Origin of the sequence: Clostridium sardiniense (assembly GCF_019753795.1) — a bacterium.
Taxonomy (GTDB): Bacteria; Bacillota; Clostridia; order Clostridiales; family Clostridiaceae; genus Clostridium; species Clostridium sardiniense.
The window spans coordinates 75,321-100,066 of the sequence record NZ_JAIKTU010000012.1; the positions used below are offsets into that span (position 1 = coordinate 75,321).

25 protein-coding genes are annotated in these 24,746 nt (G+C 26.0%); 6 read left to right on the forward strand and 19 right to left on the reverse strand.

From position 1 onward, the window contains the following. Positions 1-114: 114 nt before the first annotated feature. The 4 genes from K5V21_RS14500 to K5V21_RS14510 all read right to left on the reverse strand — a co-directional run bounded on the left by K5V21_RS14500 (position 115) and on the right by K5V21_RS14510 (position 2,937). Positions 115-645: a hypothetical protein gene (locus K5V21_RS14500; RefSeq protein ID WP_221861885.1), complete on the reverse strand. Its 531-nt coding sequence runs from the start codon at positions 643-645 to the stop codon at positions 115-117. A gap of 157 nt (positions 646-802) precedes the next feature. Next, entirely contained in the window at positions 803-928 is a 126-nt protein-coding gene (locus K5V21_RS19560; RefSeq protein WP_280637808.1) for a CPC_1213 family protein, read from the reverse strand. 69 nt (positions 929-997) lie between these two features. Further along, positions 998-2,374, reverse strand: a complete 1,377-nt coding sequence (locus tag K5V21_RS14505; RefSeq protein WP_221861886.1) for a DUF4179 domain-containing protein — start codon at positions 2,372-2,374, stop codon at positions 998-1,000. After that, positions 2,371-2,937, reverse strand: a complete 567-nt coding sequence (locus K5V21_RS14510; RefSeq protein ID WP_221861887.1) for a sigma-70 family RNA polymerase sigma factor — start codon at positions 2,935-2,937, stop codon at positions 2,371-2,373. The genes K5V21_RS14505 and K5V21_RS14510 overlap by 4 nt, the downstream gene beginning before the upstream one ends. Positions 2,938-3,145: 208 nt before the next feature. Between K5V21_RS14510 and K5V21_RS14515 the strand changes: the two genes are divergently transcribed. After that, positions 3,146-3,754 carry a methyltransferase gene (locus K5V21_RS14515; protein ID WP_221861888.1) on the forward strand — a complete coding sequence of 203 codons (609 nt, stop codon included), beginning with the start codon at positions 3,146-3,148 and terminating at the stop codon, positions 3,752-3,754. 81 nt (positions 3,755-3,835) lie between these two features. On the opposite strand, the gene K5V21_RS14520 is transcribed toward K5V21_RS14515, so the two are convergent. Continuing rightward, on the reverse strand, positions 3,836-6,628 hold the full coding sequence (locus tag K5V21_RS14520) for a YfhO family protein (RefSeq protein ID WP_221861889.1): 2,793 nt from the start codon (positions 6,626-6,628) through the stop codon (positions 3,836-3,838). A 529-nt stretch (positions 6,629-7,157) separates the two neighbouring features. Here K5V21_RS14520 and K5V21_RS14525 point away from each other — a divergent pair. Further along, the gene (locus K5V21_RS14525) at positions 7,158-8,321 is read left to right on the forward strand and encodes a cation:dicarboxylate symporter family transporter (protein ID WP_221861890.1); all 1,164 of its coding nucleotides are present in this window, start codon (positions 7,158-7,160) and stop codon (positions 8,319-8,321) included. Positions 8,322-8,367: 46 nt separating this feature from the next. On the opposite strand, the gene K5V21_RS14530 is transcribed toward K5V21_RS14525, so the two are convergent. Continuing rightward, positions 8,368-9,027 (reverse strand): Ntn hydrolase family protein, encoded by a 660-nt coding sequence (locus tag K5V21_RS14530; RefSeq protein ID WP_221861891.1) that lies wholly within the window; start codon positions 9,025-9,027, stop codon positions 8,368-8,370. Between the two features lie 80 nt (positions 9,028-9,107). Next, entirely contained in the window at positions 9,108-10,874 is a 1,767-nt protein-coding gene (gene recQ, locus K5V21_RS14535) for a DNA helicase RecQ (RefSeq protein WP_221861942.1), read from the reverse strand. A 129-nt stretch (positions 10,875-11,003) separates the two neighbouring features. On the opposite strand from recQ, the gene K5V21_RS14540 reads away from it, so the two are divergent. Then, positions 11,004-11,339 (forward strand): SdpI family protein, encoded by a 336-nt coding sequence (locus K5V21_RS14540; protein WP_221861892.1) that lies wholly within the window; start codon positions 11,004-11,006, stop codon positions 11,337-11,339. A gap of 69 nt (positions 11,340-11,408) precedes the next feature. On the opposite strand, the gene K5V21_RS14545 is transcribed toward K5V21_RS14540, so the two are convergent. The 4 genes from K5V21_RS14545 to K5V21_RS14560 form a co-directional block, all read right to left on the reverse strand. Further along, a complete protein-coding gene (locus tag K5V21_RS14545) occupies positions 11,409-12,734 on the reverse strand; it encodes an MATE family efflux transporter (protein ID WP_221861893.1) in 1,326 nt (441 codons plus the stop codon). A gap of 44 nt (positions 12,735-12,778) precedes the next feature. Then, positions 12,779-13,189 (reverse strand): arsenate reductase ArsC, encoded by a 411-nt coding sequence (locus tag K5V21_RS14550; RefSeq protein WP_221861894.1) that lies wholly within the window; start codon positions 13,187-13,189, stop codon positions 12,779-12,781. Between the two features lie 20 nt (positions 13,190-13,209). Next, complete coding sequence (locus K5V21_RS14555; protein ID WP_221861895.1) at positions 13,210-13,521, reverse strand: ArsR/SmtB family transcription factor; 312 nt, start codon at positions 13,519-13,521, stop codon at positions 13,210-13,212. A gap of 177 nt (positions 13,522-13,698) precedes the next feature. Beyond that, entirely contained in the window at positions 13,699-14,343 is a 645-nt protein-coding gene (locus K5V21_RS14560) for an N-acetylmannosamine-6-phosphate 2-epimerase (protein ID WP_221861896.1), read from the reverse strand. 210 nt (positions 14,344-14,553) lie between these two features. Here K5V21_RS14560 and K5V21_RS14565 point away from each other — a divergent pair, with 210 nt between their 5' ends. Together K5V21_RS14565 and K5V21_RS14570 are read left to right on the forward strand one after the other, a co-directional pair. Next, positions 14,554-14,970, forward strand: coding sequence for a hypothetical protein (locus K5V21_RS14565; protein WP_221861897.1), 417 nt, complete (start codon positions 14,554-14,556; stop codon positions 14,968-14,970). A gap of 102 nt (positions 14,971-15,072) precedes the next feature. Further along, positions 15,073-15,432: an SdpI family protein gene (locus K5V21_RS14570; RefSeq protein ID WP_221861898.1), complete on the forward strand. Its 360-nt coding sequence runs from the start codon at positions 15,073-15,075 to the stop codon at positions 15,430-15,432. A gap of 30 nt (positions 15,433-15,462) precedes the next feature. Here the strand turns inward: K5V21_RS14570 and K5V21_RS14575 are convergent, their stop codons facing one another. The 5 genes from K5V21_RS14575 to K5V21_RS14595 all read right to left on the reverse strand — a co-directional run bounded on the left by K5V21_RS14575 (position 15,463) and on the right by K5V21_RS14595 (position 19,478). Beyond that, positions 15,463-15,975, reverse strand: a complete 513-nt coding sequence (locus tag K5V21_RS14575) for a hypothetical protein (RefSeq protein ID WP_221861899.1) — start codon at positions 15,973-15,975, stop codon at positions 15,463-15,465. Positions 15,976-16,089: 114 nt separating this feature from the next. After that, positions 16,090-16,992: a sensor histidine kinase gene (locus K5V21_RS14580; protein WP_245000738.1), complete on the reverse strand. Its 903-nt coding sequence runs from the start codon at positions 16,990-16,992 to the stop codon at positions 16,090-16,092. Positions 16,993-17,011: 19 nt separating this feature from the next. Then, positions 17,012-17,746: an ABC transporter permease gene (locus K5V21_RS14585; RefSeq protein ID WP_221861900.1), complete on the reverse strand. Its 735-nt coding sequence runs from the start codon at positions 17,744-17,746 to the stop codon at positions 17,012-17,014. Next, positions 17,739-18,662, reverse strand: a complete 924-nt coding sequence (locus K5V21_RS14590) for an ATP-binding cassette domain-containing protein (protein ID WP_308119107.1) — start codon at positions 18,660-18,662, stop codon at positions 17,739-17,741. The genes K5V21_RS14585 and K5V21_RS14590 overlap by 8 nt, the downstream gene beginning before the upstream one ends. A gap of 108 nt (positions 18,663-18,770) precedes the next feature. Continuing rightward, positions 18,771-19,478: a response regulator transcription factor gene (locus tag K5V21_RS14595; RefSeq protein WP_221861902.1), complete on the reverse strand. Its 708-nt coding sequence runs from the start codon at positions 19,476-19,478 to the stop codon at positions 18,771-18,773. 233 nt (positions 19,479-19,711) lie between these two features. Between K5V21_RS14595 and K5V21_RS14600 the strand changes: the two genes are divergently transcribed. Beyond that, entirely contained in the window at positions 19,712-20,125 is a 414-nt protein-coding gene (locus K5V21_RS14600) for a hypothetical protein (protein WP_221861903.1), read from the forward strand. Between the two features lie 51 nt (positions 20,126-20,176). Here K5V21_RS14600 and K5V21_RS14605 read toward each other — a convergent pair whose 3' ends face one another. From K5V21_RS14605 to K5V21_RS14615, 3 genes are all read right to left on the reverse strand, one after another. Next, positions 20,177-20,740, reverse strand: coding sequence for a beta-class carbonic anhydrase (locus K5V21_RS14605; RefSeq protein ID WP_221861904.1), 564 nt, complete (start codon positions 20,738-20,740; stop codon positions 20,177-20,179). A gap of 147 nt (positions 20,741-20,887) precedes the next feature. Continuing rightward, on the reverse strand, positions 20,888-22,765 hold the full coding sequence (locus K5V21_RS14610; RefSeq protein WP_221861905.1) for an FUSC family protein: 1,878 nt from the start codon (positions 22,763-22,765) through the stop codon (positions 20,888-20,890). Positions 22,766-22,924: 159 nt separating this feature from the next. Next, the gene (locus K5V21_RS14615; RefSeq protein WP_221861906.1) at positions 22,925-24,745 is read right to left on the reverse strand and encodes an ABC transporter permease; all 1,821 of its coding nucleotides are present in this window, start codon (positions 24,743-24,745) and stop codon (positions 22,925-22,927) included. Position 24,746: the final 1 nt, after the last annotated feature.

Genomic DNA, 24,746 nt, shown 5'->3' on the forward strand with positions numbered 1-24,746 from the left:
TTTTCAACATATCACAAAAGATATATCCAGTCAATTTTCCATATATGTTAAATATTATTTAATAACAAAAACCAAAAGTCCCTTATCATATTAAGAGACTTTTACACTTTAAATTTATAATTTTTTTATTTTTTTGTTTTTATAATCTGTTATATAAATACTAGATAATGCAATAACGCAAATTACAGCAACTGGAAATAAAACAATTGAAAACCCCAATAAATTATCTCCTAACTCTCCTTTTACAAACACTCGCTCTAACTTAACATCAGTATAAGCTACATCTAGAGTAGGGTGAGTACTACCTTCAGCATTGATAATTTTCCCATATGCTGTATATTCTTGTGGCAAAATTGCCGGATCATCTACATAATAATATGGCATATTTCCTTTTAAATTTATATAATAAAGTTCTTCTTTAGAATATTTATTATTAGATATCTTCATTATCTTTTCTTTATCAGCCTCACTATTTATACAACTTCTTTGATCTGTATTTTCAGCTAAAGTTTTTATATCTACACTTATAATATCACTATCTAAATCTATCGGCTTTGATAATCTAGCCGGAACCCATCCATAAATTATAAGTAGTATATATAAAATTATAATTGTCCATAGCGCCCCTTTTAATCCCTTTCTCATATATCCCCCTTAAAAATATTTTACTTTTAATTACATAATATATATTAACATCATTTTCCTTATATTGTAACTAATAAGTAATCACTTATTTTAAATTTATAAAATTAAATGCAATTAGAACCTAAATCCTAATTGCATTTAATTAGTCTATTTATTTTTACTTAAAAGTACGAGGAATAAATTCGTAACCCTTAGCTTTTGGTTCACCAAAAACTGCTTTTGAACTTTCTGATTGTGGGTCATGATCTATATGATTCTTTTTATTATTCTTTTTATCACCCATAACTATCACCTCAAAAATAGTTTGTACAATCTATAGCTATGTTATTCCTAGTATATTTTAACTTAATTTTTATTTAGTTAAATCTACTTTAAAGCTATCTTCTTCTGATATTTTAATATTGTTATTTTTATATACTCCGACTTCTATTCCTTTTGCTTTTCCAATCTTAAATATTCCTATATTACTTTGGGAAATATCATACTTTTTATATAATGAATCAATGTAATCAGTATCCTTCTCATTATCATCTATATTTTCTCTTACTTCATTTATTTCTTTACCATCAGCGTTAATATATAGATTATGTGTTGGTATATAGTGATATGCATTATTCTTATAAATATCATCATATTCTAATATTAAATATTCACCATCAAGTATAGTTTTATTTATTCTAATCCCTGAATTTTTATCTATCTTAATATTAATTGTATTTTTACTATTTAAATCTAACTTAACACTCTCTAATTTAACTTCATCTTTACTATCTCTATTTATATTATAGAAAGGTATAAATTCTATACTCTTCATGTCTTTATTTCCTATAAATAAAATACTCTGAAACATTTTATTTTTACTCCAAAACTTTTCTGAATTTCTTCCACCTCTCCATTTTAGAGGTTTTCCCTTATCATCTATAGCTATATAATCAACCCACGTACGTGAATCTTTTTTTAGACTTCCCTTTACTGAAACTGTAAGTGGTGATGCTATTACTTTATCTATATTAAACGCTTCTCCTCCAACATCAATTCCTTTAGATATTTCTTTTTTTACAGTTTTATTTGATATATCTGTTTTATCTATAAAAAATTCTACACCAAAGTCTGCTTCTTCTCCTAATACATCATCTATTTCTATTTTTATATTACTCTTATTTGGAATTCCTTTATGTCCCCATTCAAGTTCTTTTATAATCCTTATTGTGTTATCATCAATAAATTCCCAATCTCCTCTACTTGCAGCATCGCTATTTTTTCCATTTATCTTTAATGATGTTGGAATAAGTAATAAATCTAAGAATGTATCAAAATTATCTTTTTCAAATTTTTTATTGTTATTTTTTACAACAAAACTTAAAAGTAACATATTATCATCTAATGCTGCCTGTTCAAATGTAATATCTATCCCACCAGCTGATTTAGTCTTTCCTATAACATTAAAATAATCTAAATAATTTGTATTTTTATTAATATGCTCTCTAAGCACATCCCCTATTATAGGTATATCATATGCAAAAGCAGGTTTAACTACAAAAATAGAACTTATTCCGATAATCATTGTAATTAGTGCTACTGTAATATATCTCTTATATGCAAACTTTCTCTTTATAGATTTATTTAACCTATCTTTAATTTTTTTCTTCTCTATATCATTAATTTCTAATTCAAAAATTTCATTTTCATCTATTTCTAAATCATTTAATAACTCATAAATATCTTTCATCTTAATGCCTCCTCTAATTTAATACATTCTATCTTATCTTTTAGTTTCTTCCTGCATCTATATATCCTGTTATTAATCGCAGTTTCAGATAAGCCTTTTATATCTCCTATTTTCTTTGAGGTCATTCCTTGGAAAAATTTCATCAGGAATATATCTTTATCTATCTTTTCTAAAGTATTTATGAGTTTTATCAATTCTTCTTTGCTTTCTAAAGATTCAATTCTATCTTCTATATAATATTTATTACCTAGATCTACATCACTCTTGCTTAACTCAACTTGCTTTATTCTCTTTCTATAATAATCAATTGCTTTATATTTACTTATCTTAGCAATCCAACTTTTAAAACTATTTTTATCTCCATCAAATTTCTTAGCATTCTTCCATATAGATACGAATATATCATTTATACATTCTTCCACTAATCCATTATCACCAAATTGATTTAATATTTTATAAGTTATTCCTTTAACTAATGGTAAGTATATATCCACAACATAATTTAAAGCATCCTCTTTTCCCCTCTTTAATTCCTTTATATAATTCCCCTCGTTTATTTTCATAATTATAATTTCTCCCATACTCTAAAGGTTATTGTAAAAGCTTCTACACTTTATATAACGATATAAAAACACTTTTCTCTCACATAAATTCCATTATAATTAAATTTTTATATTTTTACTATATTTTACCTAAGATTTGACTTATAAATTAATTGCTATTATGATTTTCTTATCAGAAAATAATTAAATAAACTAAAGAGGTAGCTTTATGAATGAACAAGATTATGAAACTCTCCTTAATATAAAAACAAGCGGGAAGCAAGATTTAGATGAAACTTCAATTCATTACAATAGGTATGAACCAACTGAATACTCAGCTTTAGATAAACTTTTTAAAGAATATAAGATTACTGATAAAGATTCCATAATAGATTTTGGATGTGGAAAAGGGCGCCTTAATTTTTATATAAATTATTTCTTTGATTCAAATGTTACGGGCATAGAAATGAATCATTACTTCTATGAAGAATCTCTACATAACAGAACTAATTATTTAAGTAAACATAAAAAGAACTTAGAAGATATAAACTTTTATTGTTGTCTTGCAGAAAAGTATAAAATAAAGCCTAATGATAATAAATTTTATTTCTTTAATCCTTTTTCAGTTCAAATCTTTATGAAAGTATTAGAAAATATTTTAGTTTCTGTTGAAGAAAATAAAAGAATAGTTGAACTTATACTTTATTATCCCTCTGATGATTATATATTCTTCTTAGAGAACTATACATTCTTTATGCTAATTAAAGAAGTTAGACTTGAAAATTTTGATAATGATAATAGAGAAAGATTTCTTATATATAGATTAGCTTATATCTAAAAAAAGTCCCTTATACTAACTATAAGGGACTTTTTAATATTAAATAGCTTTATATATTAATTCACTATATTTTCTAATTAGTTATATAACTTTTTTCTTTGAAGATTTCTTTTGCACAATAATTATAGATATGAGCAGAGCTATTCCTATAACACTAAATATCATACCTAATCTTAAGAATGGAGTCTTGTATACTAACTCTACATAATGACTACCAGCTTTTAGATTTACACCTAGAAAAGCCTCATTTACAGGAAATGCTTTCACTTTCTCTCCATCTATTTTTACTTTCCATCCTTTAGAATATGGCATTTGGAAAGTGAGTACTCCATCTATAGCTGAATTTATTCTGCCAGTTATTTTATCATCATTGATACTTGATATTTTAAAATCATTTTCTCTAAGTTTTTCAAATTGATTATTATATTTTTCAATTGGCAAATTAACTACATCTAATGATTCATAGCTATATTCTCCAGCTTTATTAAATGTTAAAACAATAGAATCTCCACTTTTAATATCTTTATAATATCCTAAATTATAAATTAAATCGTCCATTTCAAAGTATCCTGAAGCATCTAACATGTCAGGCTTATTAAAATTTTTATTCATATTCCTATATGAGGCATTTATACGAAAGCTATCTCCTTTATTTATTTCACAAAATCCTTTTATAATAAACTTTATTTTATCCTTAAAGCTCCCATTATTAAATTTATCTACTTCTTTTTGTGTTTTTAGTCCTTTTGGAAGCTTTGTATATTGTAGATTTTTTATGTTAACAAATAAATTCCCTGCCTTAGTTTCATTAGGATTGATATTTAAAATAACTTTTTGATTAGGTTCTGTAACTATAATTTTTTTATCTATAATTTTTGCTGTACTATTTCCAGTATCAAAAGATATACTTTCTAAATTTGAAGTTGGTACATCGTCTATATTACTTTTTAAATATTTTGAATCAACACTTGCTGTGTTTACTAATGATTCTTCTTTTTCCAAACCATTTAAATCTTCAAAAACATCTTTATCTAATATATTTGAATAGACATATCCAAAAGGTAGTACATCCTCTTTTTCATATATTGAAAACTTTCCTTTATCATAAATTTTCTTTATTGATGGATCAAATCTTGGATCTTTATCTTTTCTACTTACATAGTATTTAACACCCATTATATTGCTAACTATAGGTCTATTATCAAAATTAATTATTGGACTATTTGGCGTAAATGCCCTGTTATTTAATGATCTAGAAAACTCAGCTAAATATCCATTATTTATTGATAAAAATGAATCTATTCCATTATAGTTTAATACAAATGAATTATTTCTAGTTTTATCACGAGAGATATTATCAGCCTTTCCTATTCTATAAAAAGTCTTATATTTCTCTTTAATATAATTTTCCGCACCATTAAAAGCATCTCCATAATATGAAAAAGCCTTACCTCTACTTAAAAACTCTTTAATATAATTATTTCCTGAAGTGCTGTATCTATAATAATTATTAAATATTATATTTAATGACAGTAATGTCAATAAAATTATAAACGTAGTTCTATTGCTTTTTGATATATTATTTTTTAATAACTTCATATAATAAAAAATAAATATGACTGTTATGATACCTAAAAAAATACTAGGAAATACATTATTACTAACCTTTTTAAATAATATATTTAAAACTCCAAGTCCTACGAAAGATAGAAGTATAAATATAGTAATATATATATCCTTCTTACTTATTTCCTTTAGGTTATCAAAACCTACTGCTATTATTACACTTGAAAGAAATGCAAATACAAATGTCCATCTATTTGATATAGATGAAAATCCATTCATCATTGATCCAAAAAACGGTATTAAAATCATTATAGAAAAAATAATAGTCATATAAAAATATGTTTTATATCTTTTTTTCATCTTAATAAATATAGGAAGTAAAATAAAAGTCAATATTGGTAGTGTAAGAACTGTCCAAAATGCATAACTTCCACTTGATATGGATGAATATAATAAATTAATATAATATCCAATTGGATAAAGTAATATTGTACCCTGTGAATTATCAGATGAAATTCTAGATGATGTAACTATTGAGTATAATGTTGGAAGTAAAATAATACAAGATATTAAAATTCCTATAGAAAAATAGATAAATAGACTTCCAAAATACTTTCTAAATTTTATTCCTCGTATCTTCCCTATCTCAATGTATCTTAAAAAGGCGTATATTATACTTATAATTGCAATCATATATGAAAAATAAAAATTAGAAATCATTGATACGGCAACAATAATCGAAAATAAGTATTTTTTCTTATTTTCTAATATATTCTCTATACAGATAAAAACAATAGGCAAAATTATTAATGGATTTATAAAATATGGATGTCTAATTGCTGACATTAATATAAAACCTGAAAAAGCATATGCAATACTTCCTAAAATACTCCCATAATTTGAAAATCTCATTCTTTTGCTGTAATAAATAAAAGCTAATCCAGTGCAATATAATCTAAGTACTATTAGTAAATTATATGCAAACTCTAATTTATTAAGTGGAAATAATAATGATAAATATGAAAAGAGATCCCCTATAACATAATAAGAGTATGCTCCTATAACATCACTTCCATAAGCTATATTCCATGACCATTCTGGAAATCCAGCTGAAGGATCTTTAATAAAGTTTCTGATCATTTCATTAAAATCATATAAAATAGAGAAATGTTGATTAATACCATCCCCACTCCATATTAATGTTTTACCGTCTTGTACGAATACAATATAATATAAAGAAAAAATTATAATAAATATAATCGTATAAATAGTTATTGGTGATTTCTTTATTCTATCTAAGTTTTTCATAAACTTCTCCCCCCCTCGTTATTTAAGTTCTACCATCTAATAATGATGTCCAAATAATCTATTTGAATACTTAAAATTAAAACTTATTCAATTATTTTCCATTTAATCTTTTTTAAATATATTAACTTATATCATTGATTTTGTAAAATTTTTCTTGTATAATTTGGTTATAAATTCAAATTTATTTTAATATCATTTAAATAATCACATTAAAAGCTATGAGTAGAAAAGTATGATATATCTAACTTACACAGAGAATAGTCTCCTTAGGCTGAAAGAGACTTTAAGATAGTCTATCAGTTGAGTGCGTCTATGAGCTCTTTTTTCGAAATTTTTAAAGAGTAGATTAAAGCGTGTACGCCCGTTACAGCGTTAGGGTATGTTAGTACCTAAATTTTAGAGTTTTATGCAATTAATACTTTGCATATAAACAGAGTGGAACCGTGGAAGCTATTACTTCTGCCTCTGTATTTTAGAGGCAGAAGTTTTTTTATGCTTATAAATACATTTATAAAAAGGGGGACTTTTTTTGAAAAAACTTTTCAACAATCTAATTTTCAAACTACTTTTAGGAGTTATTATCGGTATTATAATCGGAAATGTTGCTTCTATTTCAGTAATCGGAGTAGTTGTTACCATCAAGTATATACTAGGACAAATTATCTTTTTCTCAGTACCATTAATTATTTTAGGATTTATTACTCCGTCTATAGCAAAACTTAGAGAGAATGCTGGTAAGCTAGTAATATATACTGTAGTTATAGCTTACCTTTCATCGGTATTTGCTGCATTATTATCTATGATAGCTGGATATAATTTAATTCCTAAGCTTTCAATAACTTCAAATACTTCTGGTTTAAAAGAACTTCCGGAATTACTATTTAAGCTAGACATACCACCTGTTATGAGTGTTATGAGTGCACTTGCATTAGCTCTACTTGTAGGTCTTGCAACGGGTTGGACAAAAGCTGATTTAGTTGAAAGACTATTAGATCAATTTCAAAATATAGTATTAAGTATTGTAAACAAAATAATTATTCCAATACTTCCATTTTTCATTGCAACAAATTTTGCTGCTTTATCATATGAAGGTGGTCTTAAGACTCAGCTACCAATATTTTTTAAGGTAATAATCATTGTTTTAATAGGTCACTTTATTTGGCTTTCTGTCTTATACATAATAGGAGGGTTTATATCAAAAGAAAATCCATGGGAAGTTGTCAAATACTATGGACCTGCATACCTTACTGCTGTTGGTACTATGTCAAGCGCTGCAACTTTACCGGTTGCTTTAGAATGTGCTAAAAAATCTAAAGCACTTAGGGAAGATATTGTTGATTTTGCTATACCACTTTGTTCTAATATACATTTATGCGGTTCAGTTCTTACAGAAGTATTCTTCTTAATGACAGTATCTCAAATACTTTATGGTAAGCTACCTAATCTTACAACAATGATATTATTTATTTTATTATTAGGAATATTTGCAATAGGCGCACCTGGAGTTCCTGGTGGTACTGTTATGGCATCTTTAGGTATAATAATTAGTATATTAGCTTTTGATGAAGCTGGAACAGCTCTTATTTTAACTATATTTGCTCTTCAAGATAGTTTTGGAACAGCTTGTAATGTTACTGGAGACGGGGCAATTACTCTTATGCTTACAGGTATAGCTAAAAAGAGAAATTTATAAAATATAAAAAAATGGAGCAGGTAATATTGCCTACTCCATTTTTTATTTACGGATGTAATATCTTATGTTTTATAAATTTAGCATAATCTTTAGTTATAACTAAAAGATCTATTGCACCTCCACAAGTTGCAATACCAACATTAAACCTCTGAGCTTTTATAGTTAAATCAACCATAAATTCTGCAAAATCCATTCCATCTTTTAGTTGCATAAACTTCCAATCTACTTTCATACTTTTACTTGATGCCATTAAATTAACTAATACATCAGTTTCTCCATCCCATGATGCACCGGCAACAATAGTATTACTATTTAGATTAGGCCTAATAACTTCATTATTTTTAATATTATATACATACTGCTCATCTTCGTAATATCCACAAACATGATAAATCACTCCATTACCATGTTTTTCTTGAGTGTAATTTACTAACTTTCTAACTACATCTTTAATATTATCCTCTTCTGTAACCTCATCTATTTCAAAGCTTCTTATAAAATCTCCTACAGACTTTCCACCTATAGTAGCATCTCCACAACAAGAAATTCCTATTGTATTTTTCTTTATAAGAAATAACTTTTGAGAATTATCACTTAAAATACGTCTATCTCTTGTACCATCTTCATGCTCTGTAATACCTGTTAGTCTACTATCTGCTGCCATTGCAATTCCTTCTGGAAGAAATACTGTTGCTATTATTGACATATTCCCATCTCCTCTTTTTAATGTATATCCATTAATTTTCAAATCTTCAATAAAATTTTATTTTTTAGTAATTATTTAAGCTATAAAAAAGCGCTTATTACTTTTAATAATTCATCTCCATACTTTTTAAGTTTCTTTTCACCCATTCCTCTTATATTCATAATCTCCTCTTCAGTTCTAGGTTTATTATTTGCTATTTCAATTAATGTTGAATCTGAAAAAATTATATATGGACGAATATTTTCTTTAGTTGCTTTAATCTTTCTCCATGATTTCAATGCATTATAAAGTTCTTTATTTATTATTTCATCTTCACTCTTTTGAAGCTTCATAAGAACCTTCTCTTCTGATTTTAAAACTTTTATAGATCTATTGTTTAGTATAAGCATAGAATACGTACCTGGCTTTAATTCAATATATCCTAAATCTATAAGACTTTTTATAAAATCTCTTATGAACTTAGAACTAAATTCCTTCATAAGAGCAAATGTTGTGACTTTATCTAATTCATATTGAAGTATCTTAGGTCCTTTAATACCTCTTAATATATCAACTAAAACTGAGATACCAAACCTTTCTCTAGTCCTAAATACAGTTGATAAAATTATCTGAGCTTCTCTTGTAAAGTCTTGAATATCATCACTATTTAGACAGTTAGTACAGTTATTGCAGAAGCTAGTTACATACTTATTATTAAAATATTTTAATATAAACTCTCTATAGCAATCATCAGTTTCTGCATAATCAACCATAGATTGAAGCTTACGAAGGGCTATCTCTCTTCTATTCATTCCACTACTTTTATTTATTAAAAATTCTACTCTCTTAATATCATCCCTTGAATAGAAAAGATAGCAATCACAATTTTCTCCATCTCTTCCCCCTCTGCCAATCTCTTGATAGTAAGTCTCTAAATTTTTAGGAAGAGTTGCGTGTACTATAAATCTTATATTTGATTTATCTATTCCCATTCCAAACGCATTAGTTGCTATCATTACATTTTTTCTTTCAAAAAGGAAATCTTCCTGTGCAATCTCTTTATCACTATCTTTCATACCAGCATGATATTTAAGAACACTATATCCTAAATCCTTTAGTCTTTGATAAATAATTTCAACTTCTTTTCTTGATGAGCAATAAACTATTCCTGATTCATCTTCATGACTTCTTATAATATCTTTAAGCTCTTCCTCTTTATCAACTTCCTTTAAAACTTCTATGCTTAAATTTGCTCTATTAACATCACCTAAATATATGTATGGGTTTCTAAGACCTAATAAACTTATAGAATCTTTTCTAACCTCATCTGTTGCAGTTGCTGTAAATGCCGAAATAACTGGTTTATTTTTAAAGCCTTCATAAAAAGGCTTTATATATCTATAACTCTTTCTAAAATCATGTCCCCATTCTGATACGCAATGTGCTTCATCTATTGCTATATGAGAAATATTTAAATCTAAAATCATATTTTTAAAATAGTTTGATTCAAGCCTTTCAGGTGCAATATATATAAGTTTATACATTCCAAGGGAAGCATCTTTCAATATTTCTTTTATTTCGTCATTTTTTAAACTACTATTTATATAAACGCCTGTTATACCATTTTCTCTTAAAGCATCAACTTGATCTTTCATAAGAGAAATAAGTGGAGAAATAACTACTGTAATCCCTTCAAAAAGAATTGCAGGAATTTGATAACAAATGGATTTTCCTCCCCCTGTTGGCATAAGGCAAAAAACATCTCTTTTATTTAAAATTGTATTTATAATATCTAATTGTCCTTCTCTAAAGCTTTCATATCCATAAAACTTCTTAAGGGCATGGTATGCTTTTTGAGTGTTATTCATAAACCTACTCTCTCTTTCTTTTAATTTAAGATTATTATACATTATTTCCTCATAAGGATAAAATATATAAATTACCTTAAAGTAAATTTATCATTTTGTAATGCATAAATATTTATAGGGGTGATTTTTTTGATATCTTTAATAGTTGGGTTTATTTTTCTTATAACTGGAATTCTTTTAGCACTTAATCCACCAAGAAGCAGAAATGGTGTTCTAGGTTATAGAACTTCTATGTCTATGCTTAATCAAGATACATGGGATGAATCTCAAAAATATGGTGGTATTAGTATGAGCTTTTTCGGAATACTAAATATAATTTTTGCTCTTTGGATCTATATATTTCCTATGTCCATAAATGCCGATAAATTTCAATTAATCTTTTTCATTATAACTTCAGTATTGATGATATATGTAGATGAACTTCACTTAAAGAAATTATTTAATAAAGATGGAACAAGGAAATAAAACACTATAATTAAAAACGATAATAGAAACATTTCTATTATCGTTTTGACTTAATTTAAATACTTTTAATTAGACACTTATTTTAAGAAATCCGTTAGAAATTTTAATTTTATATACTATATAAGATGTAATTCCTTTTAAAACACTTGATAACGCAATACTAAGCCATATTCCATTTACCCCCATATATCTTATAAAAAATAAAGACATAGGTATTCTAAGGAGCGTAAATCCTATACTTATAATAGCTGGTATTTTTGGCATTCCAAGCCCTGTGAAAAGACCATTCGATACCATTTCTATAGCGCTAAAAACTTGAGAGAAACCTATTATTTGAAGATATGTGCTTGCTATCTTTACAGTGCTTTCAGATCTAATAAATAATTTTACTAAATAACCCGGCCATAAAATAAATATAATAGCAATTATAGCTGAATATACTACTCCTATTTTTACTGCTGACTTATATCCTTCTTCTATTCTTTCATATCTTTTAGCTCCAAAGTTTTGTCCAATGAAGCTTGAAATAGCTCCATTTAATCCACCTATTACCATATAAGTTATAGATTCAATTTGAAGCCCTATCTTTTGAGCAGCTATTGCATCTGCTCCAAATATAGCAATTATTTTAGCAATAACTATATTAACAAGAGTAAATAAAATTCTTTGAAAGGCCATTGGAAAACCAAGTCTTATTATTTCTAAAACTCTTTTTTTCTCTACTCCTAATTTAAAATCAAACCTAAATAATCCATTAGACTTTGTCTTATATAGAACAAACATTATAATATTCGCAACTAATGTAGCAAGTGCTGCACCTACCACTCCAAACTTTAATATATAAATAAATATTGGATCTAATATTATGTTTATACCTATTCCTACTGCATTTATTTTTAATGCAGTTTTATTATTTCCAAAACTACCAAATATTCTTGTATACAATGAATTAAAAAATGTAAAAAACATCATAGGTGCACTAACTGCTAAATATAAATAAGATTGTCTTTCAACATAGGAATTATCAAGCCCTAAAAATCCTATAAAATTTTTACCTAAAAATAAAAGGGCCAATACATAAACTATTCCCATTACTGCATTTATAAATATTCCTGAATTTATATATCTTTTAACATTCTCCTTCTCATTCTTTCCTAATGAATGAGAAACCTTTATTCCAGTACCAATGACAACTAGTGCATTTATTGAATATCCTAGTCCTATATAAAAACTAGCTGATCCAATACTTGCAACAGCATTACTTCCAAGTCCTCCTACCCATAACATATCAACCAAATTATATGCAAATTGCAATAGTGAACTTCCCATTATCGGTAATGCTAACAATACCAAAACAGATATTACATTTCCTTTTGTTAAATCTACACCTTTCATATTTCCTCCATAATATTTTCTATATTTTGAAGTTCAACTCTTAACTAAAATTTTATTTCATTATTTCTAATTCTATTTATCAAATCTTTAATTCTATCTTCTATTAATCTTGCAGTTTTTATAAATTCTTCTTCACTTTTTCCAGTTGGATCATCTAATCCCCAATCTTCAATATGCCTTGAAGGCAGATATGGACATATAACATTGCACCCCATTTTTATAACTATATCAACTGCTGGAATATCACCTAGTAATTTTGAATATTGACTTTTTTCCATATTGATATCATATAGCTTCTTAATTACATAAACTGCATCTTGGTTTATATTGGGTTTAGTCTCTGTTCCTGCTGAGTAACTTAAAAATATATCTTTACCATATAGATTTCCTAAAGCCTCTGCCATTTGAGATCTACAGGAATTATGAACGCATATAAATGCTACTTTTGGTTTCATATAATCTACCCCTTAAATAATCAATTTTTTTCTATTTTACAAATACATTTTTCTGTATCGGTTATTATATGCATTAAAAATAGTGCTAATCTATTTGCATTTACAGAATTTAAAGTATAGTAATTCCATGTGCCCTCTTTTCTTGCTACTACAAGATCACACTCAATTAAAACTTTCATATGATGTGATAATGTTGGTTGGGTAAAATTAAAATTTTCTAATATATCACAAGCACATTTTTCTCCGCATGATAATATATCAATTATCTTAATTCTATTAGGATCACTTAATGCTTTAAATATTTTTGCATTCACTTCATAATTCTTTTCCATTTTCACCACTCCTTATATAGATAAGTATCTATATATAATATAGATTACTATCTATATTTTGTCACTATATTTCTTTAATACCAATCTATCAACATATAATATATTGATAAATATAAAAAGAGACAATTATTTTTGCCTCTTTTTTATATAATATATAATATATAGTTTTTATAATTTCTAAATAACCTTATTTACTTCTTCTGCAAATTTTTTAGTTATAAGTTGTGGTCTTGTAATAGCACCCCCAACAACTACAGCATAAGCTCCAAGTTCTATCGCCTTTCTTGCTTTTTCTGGAGTATCAAAGTTACCTTCTGCAATTACTTTTGCCTTACATGACTCTAATAATCCTCTTAATACATAAAAGTTATTAATACCCTTTGAGTGCTCATTATATCCTGTAAGAGTAGTTCCAACAAAATCAAATCCTAAGTCTCCAGCTCTTATTCCTTCTTCTACAGTTGAAATATCAGCCATAAACTGTTGATCTTTATACTTTGCTAATACTTGTTTTAAAAATTCAACATCTTGATTTATTGTAGCATCAAGTGCTATAACATCAACTCCAGCCTCTACTAATGCATCAACTTCTTTCATAGTAGGTGTTATATAAGATTTCATACCTTCATAATCTTTTTTTATAATTCCTATTATAGGTAGCTTTACAACCTCCTTAATGGCCTTTATATCTTCCACACTATTTGCTCTAATACCTACAGCTCCTCCAAGTTCTGCTGCTACAGCCATTCTACTCATAATAAACGAACTATGCAGAGGCTCGTCCTTCAATGCTTGACATGATACTATTAATCCTGAATTCATAAAAAATCCCACCTTATATATTTTTTCTTATAAATAATATATTTGAAAATTATTTTTATTTTTAAATCATTAAAGAAAATTATTTTCTTTAATCACATGATACCATAATAGATTATCCTTTACAACGTTTAAATTCTCCTAAATAATTACACTTTTCTATCTGATTTTATGTTATAATTTTACATATATTGATAATACAAGGAGGTCTCTATGAATAAAAAAACTGCTATTATAAATATAACTCTAATTTTCATTGCGCTATTTGGACTTAAATTTGCTCGTCCTATTTTCTTTCCAAATTTTACTGAGTCTATTGATAAGAAATGGGGAATGGATATACCAGCCCCAGCAGAGGAATCTAAAATTGAAAGTTCAAAAGAAAGTAATAACAGTGAAAAATCCTTATACAAGCTTACCTATAATAGTGAATCTGATTTAGAAAAAATTAAAACATCTTTTAATTGGGTATTTAAAGGTGATACTGAAGAATTTATACCTGTAGATATTATGGAAGTTATAGAAAGTGATAATGAAAATTCTAGATATTTTTATAAAAGAGAGAAAGATGATATGATTGCACTTTCATTAGATAATAATGTATTAACTGTATATCAAACATATAAATAAATGTTTTTTAAAGTTTAAAAAATATCCTCTAAACATTAACATTTATATACTATAATATAAATATATAGAAAGTAATTGTTTACTTAGTAAGGAGGAGATTTTATGAATATTATAAATTCTTTTACTGACTTTTTAATTTCTATAACCATGATTTTAGTTGGCTTAATTTCTATAATTAAACCGCCAAAATTTAATGAATTTTACGGATATAGAACCACATATTCAATGAAGTCTAAAGAAGCTTTTGAATTTGCTAATAATCACTTCGGTAAACTTTGGCTTATATTTGGTACAATTTCCTTTATATTTATTATTGCTTTAAAGAGTTCTTTAACTCTAAATTCTGAGCTTACATCAATTATATGTATGATTATATCTTTATTTAATATGTTTATACCATTAGTATTAGTAGATATAGAACTTAAAATTAATTTCACAAGCTCTGGAAAATTAAAAAATTAATTAAATATAAAAAGCTAGAATAGTGATTTGCTACTCTAGCTTTCTTAATAACACTTTATTTAATTCATATAATAAATATATTGTTACTATTACAACAAAATATGTAAGCCATAAACTAAAATTATATCTATGCCAAAATACTGTATCCATTAATCTAATATTTGCTCCAATATTATACCAGTCAATTACTCTTAATGTTAATACATTATTTTTTACTTCATCTTCAATGAATTCTCCTATAACTACAAAATCAATATATTTTCTATTTCCAAGTTCAAACGTTGATATCTCCTTATATGGAACATTACCTATAATATTTATTTCGGAATAATTTATATCTTTTATTCCATTTACACTTGCGTATGATTTTATATAAGCTGCACCTTTAACAACACTTGGTATATCAGAACCTTCTTTATATTGAATTATTAAATTTACCTTGGTCTCATCGAAGTTTTTTAAAGTAAACTCTTTTTTGTACGGAAGAAAAGGAACTGTAAAAAGTATAATTAACAATATTATATTTAAAATAATTTTTTTCACTTAATAGGCTCCTTTATAATTAATTTAAAGATAACTAATAATAATTTAGTAGTCCTTTGTATAATTATATAAAGTTTACCTATTAATTATTAACTATTTCCTATAATTATTATGTTAAAATTTCCACTTTATTTTTATACTAAGAAGATCATCTATTTTCTCTGATGTAATCTCATGACCTTGTCTTTCTACTAATATTTTGGTTATTGCAAGACCAAGACCTGTGTTTTGCCCAGTTCTCATTCTATCTCCAGTAAAGAATCTCTCAAATATCCTCTTTGCGTCATCTGCATCAAGGTCTGGTGCTTTATTTGAAAACTCAGTAATAATGTAATCATCATATTTTTTTAAATATATTTTCACTTGCCCTTTTGAGTGTTTTAATATATTTTGAATCATATTTGTAAAAATACGATTTATTGCTTTCTTATCTCCATATATTAATGGAATATTTTCCTCTATTTCTACAACTGGCTCAAGTCCCTTTTTACTTATCTCATCATAAAAAGCTGCTATAAGTTCACAAAGTATATTGCTTATATTAACCTTTTCCATATCTAAAGTATACTCATTCGCCTGTAATCTTGATAAATCATAAAAACTTGAAATTAACTCCTTTAAAACTTCTGCTCTCTTTTCTACTATCCCTAAATATTCTGACTTATCTTCATCTGATATATTAAAATCTTGTAAAAGTTGTATATACCCCATTATAGATGTTAATGGAGTTCTTAAATCATGTGACATATTTGCAATCGCCTGTCTAAGTTCCAAATCAAGTTCCCTATGCTTTTCATCTGTTTTTATTCTATAATCTATAGTCTTGTTAATTTGGAGTACAAGCTCTTCAATATACTTATCGGGTGCCGGTATTTTAAGCCTTGTATTACTCTCCATATTATTTAAATCTTTAAGTTTTTCTGTTACTGATTTTATATTGCTTATCTTTAATCTATAAAGGGCAAATATAATACATAATAAAATTACTAATATTACAATTATTAAATCTTTCATCATATCTCCCCTCTAACCTAATCTATTTTATTTCTCTATTTTTAAATATAGTTAATCCTAGACCTGTAAATACTATAGTCCAAAATATACCTAAAACAACAGCATAAATCATTTGCTCATTAGTTGCTGCTGTATCAGTTAATGGAATAAGTGCATACCCTATTGATAAGTATTTTAATTTTTCAAATATATTTGAAAATGAACTTAATATACCTAGGACTATTGAAAGAGCAACTGGTACAAGATAATATGCTAAATATACTGTTCCTTTTTTAAACATAACTACTAATAAATCTATAAAAGATAATAAAGCTATGTATATTGGAATAACACATAGACATCTTAATAAGAAGCTCATGGCATATGCTCCAAAATCATCTCCTGATGGCAATAAAAATAATCCTATAAATAAGGATATTAAGCATACTGCTGATGTAATTAATCCCATTATTGTTTGAACTATAAGTTTTCCTATATAGTACTTACTTCTTGATATATCTGATGACAGTATATTTTTTAAGGTTCCGTATCTATAATCATCTAAGAATACTGAAGTGAATACTGTTAAAAATACAGCTATAATAGGGAATATTCCACCAATTCTATCTAAAATAAATCCTTTAGTTGCAATATCACTTTCAGTGCCATTAAATGATAAACAAAGCAAAATTAATCCGGCTACTAATACAGCATTAATTACATAAATTAGTGGTAACTTAAATTGCTTATATAACTCAGCTTTAATAAAGTTAAGCATTATTATCACCACCTCCAATTAGATTTATAAAGTACTCTTCTAAGCTAGTACCCATAGTTTGTAATGAATACACCCTTATTCCATTTTTAATTAATTCTTGATTTATTATATATGGCTCATCTAAAAAATCATATACTCTTATAAATCCATTATTTAAAACATCATACGAATAACAACTTAGTGATTCTAATACAACACATGATTTCTCAACATTATCAACTTTTACTGATATATAATTTTTGCATTTATCATTTAGAGCTTTAGCTGATATTTCCTCAATTAATATACCATCATTTATAAATCCATAACATGTTGCAAGTTGAGATAATTCTCCAAGTATATGACTTGAAATAAGTATTGTTGTATTTTTCACTTTATTTAATTTCTTAAGTACATCTCTAATTTCTTTGATTCCCATAGGGTCTATCCCATTTATAGGCTCATCTAAAATTAAGAATTCTGGATCTCCAAGCATTGCTAATGCTATTCCAAGCCTTTGCTTCATCCCTAAAGAAAATCCTTTTACTCTTTTATCTTTTACTTTATTTAATCCAACTAAATTCAATAACTCTTCTATACATTCTTTATTAGGTATACCTTTTTGAATTCTGTAATATTCTAAATTTTGTCTTGCAGTAAGCTTTGGCATAAAAGATGGAGTTTCAACTATTGCTCCAATTCTTGAATGATCTTTTATTCTATCTTCTACTCTAACCTTATCAAATAATTCAATCTCTCCGTCACTTTCATTTGTTAATGATAAAATCATTCTTATTAAAGTAGTTTTACCTGAACCATTCTTTCCAACAAGACCATAAATATCGCCTTTTTTTATTGTCATATTTAAGTTGATTACAGCTGATTTATTTATATAATTCTTACTTAAATTTCTTGTTTTAAGTACAATTTCATTCACTTTCTTCATCCTTTCTTAAACTCTCATTCTAATCTAAATTTCATTCTTACATTATTGTAAGATATAAACACCAATATAAATTAAAGAAAATCTTAAGAAAGCATTAAATTATTCCATTTTAAAGCCTATTCCCCAGATAGTTTTTATATAATCATTTTCTTTATCTACAGCAGCGATCTTAGAACGTATATTACTAATATGTACATTTATAGTATTATCATCTCCTAAGAATTCATCCTTCCAAACTGACTCAAAAAGGTTAGCTCTAGTAAAAACTTTATTTGGATTGCTCATTAAAAGTTTAAGTATTAAGTATTCTTTTGCTGTAAGTGATATAGGCTCATTATTTACTTTTACTTCTATAAGTTCCTTATTTAAAGTTATATTTTTATGATTTAAAATTTTATTATTACTCTCTTCTTTATTATTATCTGAAAAACGTTTATATCTTCTAAGCTGTGCATTAACTCTAGCAACAATTTCATTTACATCAAATGGTTTTGATACAAAATCATCTGCACCTATATCTAAGGTATTTATTTTATCATCTTGCCCTGTCTTTGCTGAAATTACTATAATAGGCATATCCTTTGATTTTCTTACCCTTTCAATAATTTCTTCTCCACTCATACCTGGAAGCATTAAATCAAGCAAAAGCAAATCAAATTCATATAATTCTATACACATTCTTCCTTCTGAACCTGAAAAAGCCTGTGTTACATCATATCCTTCTTTAATTAATATTCTATATATTAATCCATTTATATCTAAGTCATCTTCAACAATTAAAATTTTTCCTTTTTTATTTTCATCCATAACAACACCTCATCTACTCAATAATTAGTAATATAATATCAAACTTTTACTTAATAGGAAAATTATATTATATCTCTATATTTAGAATAACATAATAATATTATTATAACTCTATTCATCTTACAATTATATAACTTCACTCTCTATAGTATATATTATTTATATATATGCAAATAATAGTCTTGAAGTTAAATTTATATTTATATACTTCTTTAAGGAGGATTTATAATATTATGAGAAGGTCATGGATTGTTGCAATAGTTATAGGACTTTTAATTTCAATAATAGGATTATTTTTTGTATTTGAGCAAATTCAAAAACCTGATAAATTAGTAAACTCTTCTACATCAAAGGATATAACTTATATGACATCAACAGAGTTTAGTTCATTATTAAGTAAGGATAATGGTAGTGACTACAATGGGAAAGTATTTGAGATTACAGGTGAAGTTAACATGGTTCTTCTTGAAGAGAATAAAATCATAATAAAGGGGATGGTTAAAAACATAAAAGTTAACTTCCAAAAAAATCAAGATTTAAGCGGGATAAACACTGGATCTTTTGTTGCAATTAAAGGCATTGCAAAAGCTCCTATAAGTAATGAAAGTTTAATTGAACTTAAATCAGCAGTAATTAAAGTTAAATGATATAAATTAAACCTAGATAAAATATTTTATCTAGGTTTAATTTTTCTTATACTATTTTTCATATCCATTTACTATTACATCAATTTTTCCAGTCTCAGGACTAATTGCAATTCCATGTACTACAACTCCCTCTGGTATTAATGGATGATTTTTTATAACTTCTACACTATTTTTAATTGATTCTTCTACTGAATCAAATCCATGTAGCCATTTATTTAGGTTAATTCCTGAATTAGAAATAGTGTTTATAACCTCTTTAGATATACCTCTATTTTCTATTTTATTTAATAAATTATCCGTATCTAAGTTACACATACCACAACCATAATGACCTACTACAATAACTTCATCTGCCAAAAATTCATATATAGCTACTATTATACTTCTTGAAATACTACCAAAAGGTTGCATTACTGTTGCACCTGCATTCTTTATTATCTTTGCATCTCCATTTTTAAGATTCATAGCCTTTGGTAAAAGTTCTGTAAGTCTTGTATCCATGCAAGATAATATTACTAGTTTCTTCTTAGGATTCTTTGATGTTATATACTTTTCATATTCCCTATTTTCTATAAAAGCTTTATTGTATTCTAATATCTCATCTAATTTACTCATAATTATACCTACCCTTTATATTTTTAAATATTATATCACAATATAAATGTTATATATTATTTATTTCTTAAAAATTCCAATACTTAAAATATTAAGGTAATAAAATAATAAAAGATGCAAAATTATAAATCCTGCATCTTCTCTTTACTATACTGTTAAACTTTTTATTTTATCTATACCATTATATACTTCTATTATATTACTTAGTATTAGCTTTTCATCTAAACTATGAGAGCTATGAATATAATCTCCTAATTTACTTTCAAATCCTTTTTCATCCTTATTCTTTTCTTTTTTTAATTTCTCAAATTTAACTTCAATATCCTTCTTATCACCATTAAATTTTGCAATTCTTATATATAATTCATAAATGCTACATACAAGATTTCTTTCCTTTATTATAAGTTCCATAAGATTATCTTCTGAATTTATATTATTAGCCTTTAATCTCTCTTCTATAAAAGAAGTAACTATAAACAAATTATTTATCTTATCTCCTCTTTTATTCTTATATGCTTCCTTTAAACTATCTATCATCTCTTTTATTACATTAATATACATAACCTTTAATATTTTTACATCTTTTTTAATGCTATATGGTAATATAAATTTATTTATTAAGATGGCAAGTATAGCCCCTAGAATAACAAACATTATTCTATTTATAGCCATAGTGTTTGTGTCTCCTAAAATAGCTGCTGCTCCTATTGCAGATACAGTTACACATATCATATTATATTTATACTCTTTCATATATCCACTTATATAACCGCTTATCATAAGTATTAATGTTCTCTCTACAACACCTTTAAATATATAGAAAAGTACTTCTACTATAATAGCACCAATTATTGTAGCAATTATTCTATCTCTTGTTTTTGTCTTTGATACTTCATAAATAGGATTTACTAATGATAACATAGTAAATGCAATCCATCTTCCCTCTCTTAAATGGAAGTAATCCATTATAAATGCAGCTACTGTTATACCTATTGCAATACGTACTGCATAAGAAAATTTTGCTGACCTTGCTTTATAATTAGATTCTATATTATGTGTTAACTTAAAGTTATTAGGTATTTTTTCTATTTTATTTATTAGGTTATATTGTTTCTTACCTAAGTTTTTAAGTTCTCCTAATGCTTCATATATGAATGAAATATTATTTAATATCTTAAGGGTAGTTAAATCTTCTATATCATGTCCATCATAATTTTTTATTGAATTGATTATATCATCACTTATAGTGTTTTCATCATTTAAATACCCTCTAATTTTTATTAAAGCGGTTTCTATATCTGATATAATCTTTTCATTATTAGAATAATTTAATTTCTCTAATAATATAAATATCTTCTCTAAAGCCACTGATATATTTAATTTTATTCTACTCTCTTCTGTTAAATAAAAATTTTGCTCTCTTTTATTATATATAATATTCCTAAAAGCACTTAAACTAGTCCTTATATTCTCATCTAAACTATCATCTTTCTTATTTAAGGACTCATTTTTTATTTTCTCTATCATATCATCACAAGATTTTACTAATAGCTTATTTCCCTTTTTAAGTACATTATCTCTATTAGCTATTAATTGAACTATCATAATTATGATGGCACCAACAACTAATGATAAAAATCTCATAGGAAGTTTATCAGTATTAACTGGATTTACTAATAAAAATAAATATTGAAGTGAAAATGGTAGATATATAGGACTCTTCAAGTTATAACATAAAGAATAACTTAGAACAAACATCATAATAAAATTAACTGGAATAGCTATCCACATATTCATGCTTGCAATTGTTGCAGCTAATCCTATACATACATTTAATATAATCAACAATACAGTATTTTTAACTGGTGATAAAGTTAAATCCTTTTGCAGTAACATCAGCATTGCTGTTGCTGTTGTTACACCTATTAGAGTGTTCTCAGCTCCAAATATACTTTTAAAAGCAATAACAAAGACTACAATGAATATAAACATTATAGTTTTTGATATGACTAATTTCTTATTCATAATTCCTACACCCTTTCATCTATAGTACGACTTATACAACAAGCAATTTTACTCCTAAAATATATATTTTTCAATTAAAAGAACAGTATTTTTTTACAAAATTCATATTATTTAAAATAATAAAGACGAAATTGTTAACAATTTCGTCTTTTAAATACTTTATTTTTTCTTTGGCAGAACAATACCTTTATATAATTGAACTGTAATAAAATAATATAGTAAATATATTACTCCAAATACTGATAATGATACCCATATATGATAGTAAGGATGTACTAAAAATATTTTAAACATCTGCATACCTATTAATACATGAGCTATACCAACTATAGCTGAAATTGCATATATAAATAATATTTCCTTATATATTGATTTAATTAATAGTTTTTTACGAACTCCTATTTTTCTAAGCATTTCATAACGCTTAATATCTTTTGATGCCCCTGTTAATATTTTAAACATTAGACAACTTGCCATCATTCCAAGGAATGCAACCCCTAAAAAAAGTCCCATAAATACCATACCACTTGTCATTGCATAATACTGAGTATAAAATTCATATTTACTATTTATCTCATTAGTATTATATCTTAACCTTTCAATATCATCTATCTTCTTAAAATTATCTAAGTCTTTAATAAAGTCATTAGTTTTTATAACAACAGCTTTATTTACATTACCTGTTATTGAATTAAATTTCTTCTCATCAACTACTTTTGTTTTTAAATCTGAATCTGTATACCTATTCTTTATACTATAGAAGAAGTCTAACCACTGATTATCTTTTTTGCTTTTATCGTAAATACCATTATTTACAGTTAACTCAGACTTAACTTTACCACTATATGTGATATTGCCCATCATATCTCTTTCTAATATATTGGGCTTATTCTTCAACAAATCATTTGACAGATAGTATATAAATTCCTTATCTTTCTTATACCTATATTCTAATTTTTCTTTAGTACCTAATTTGCTTAATATACTATTTTCTTGTGATGTTGGATTATTTAAAACTACATCATAATACTCAGAGTCTTCAGCTATAAATTTTGCATTGTTTTTAAATGCCATGCCACTAGAAATTGCTCCAGCAGATAATGCTATTAACATTGCAACAGTTGCTAGCACTTTAGTAAGCTCTTTTACACGGAAACTTAATTGAGAAAGAGTAAATACATTTAATCCTTTTTCTTTTATATGTTTATTTTTAAGTAATGTATCAATAAGTATAGGAACAAATGCCATAAATAATAAATATGTGCCTGCTGTTATAGTTATCATTCCTATAAATAAGCCCGCTATCATAGTTACTTTAATATTAATTATGGCTGCATATCCAATAACTAAAAGTATAATAGCTAAAATAGCTTTAACTACTGAATTCATTGGCTTAACTTTTACGTTATCTGCTTGATCTTCTGCATGCAATAATTGAAGAACAGAAGATTTAAATAACTTAATAGAATTAAATATTGCTGCGATCAAAAATAATATCATAAAGAAAATACATGTAATTGATATAGAAGGCATATAAAATGGATAGTATTTTCCACCTTCAAAATTTAATTGTGTCATTAATATATAGCTAATTATTTTGGAAAGTATAGCTCCAATTATAATACCAACAATTAATGAAACTACTCCAATTACTAATGTTTCTATAAACATTATAAGTGTGACTTTTTTCTTTTTTGCACCTAACATCATGTACATTCCAAACTCTTTTTGTCTTAATAAAAGAAGGAATGAGTTTGCATAGATTATATAAAATACCGTAATTATAGCAAGTAATACGGAGCCTATTTGGAATACTGCCATTATTGAACTAATGATAGAATTTGATTTAACAAACTCCTCATTTAATGCAAGTGTCTGAAACATATAAAATATTGAAATTGCCATTACAAGACCAAAAAGTAAAACTAAGTAATCTTTAAATTTACTTTTTACTCCTGACATTGAGAGTTTTAATAACATA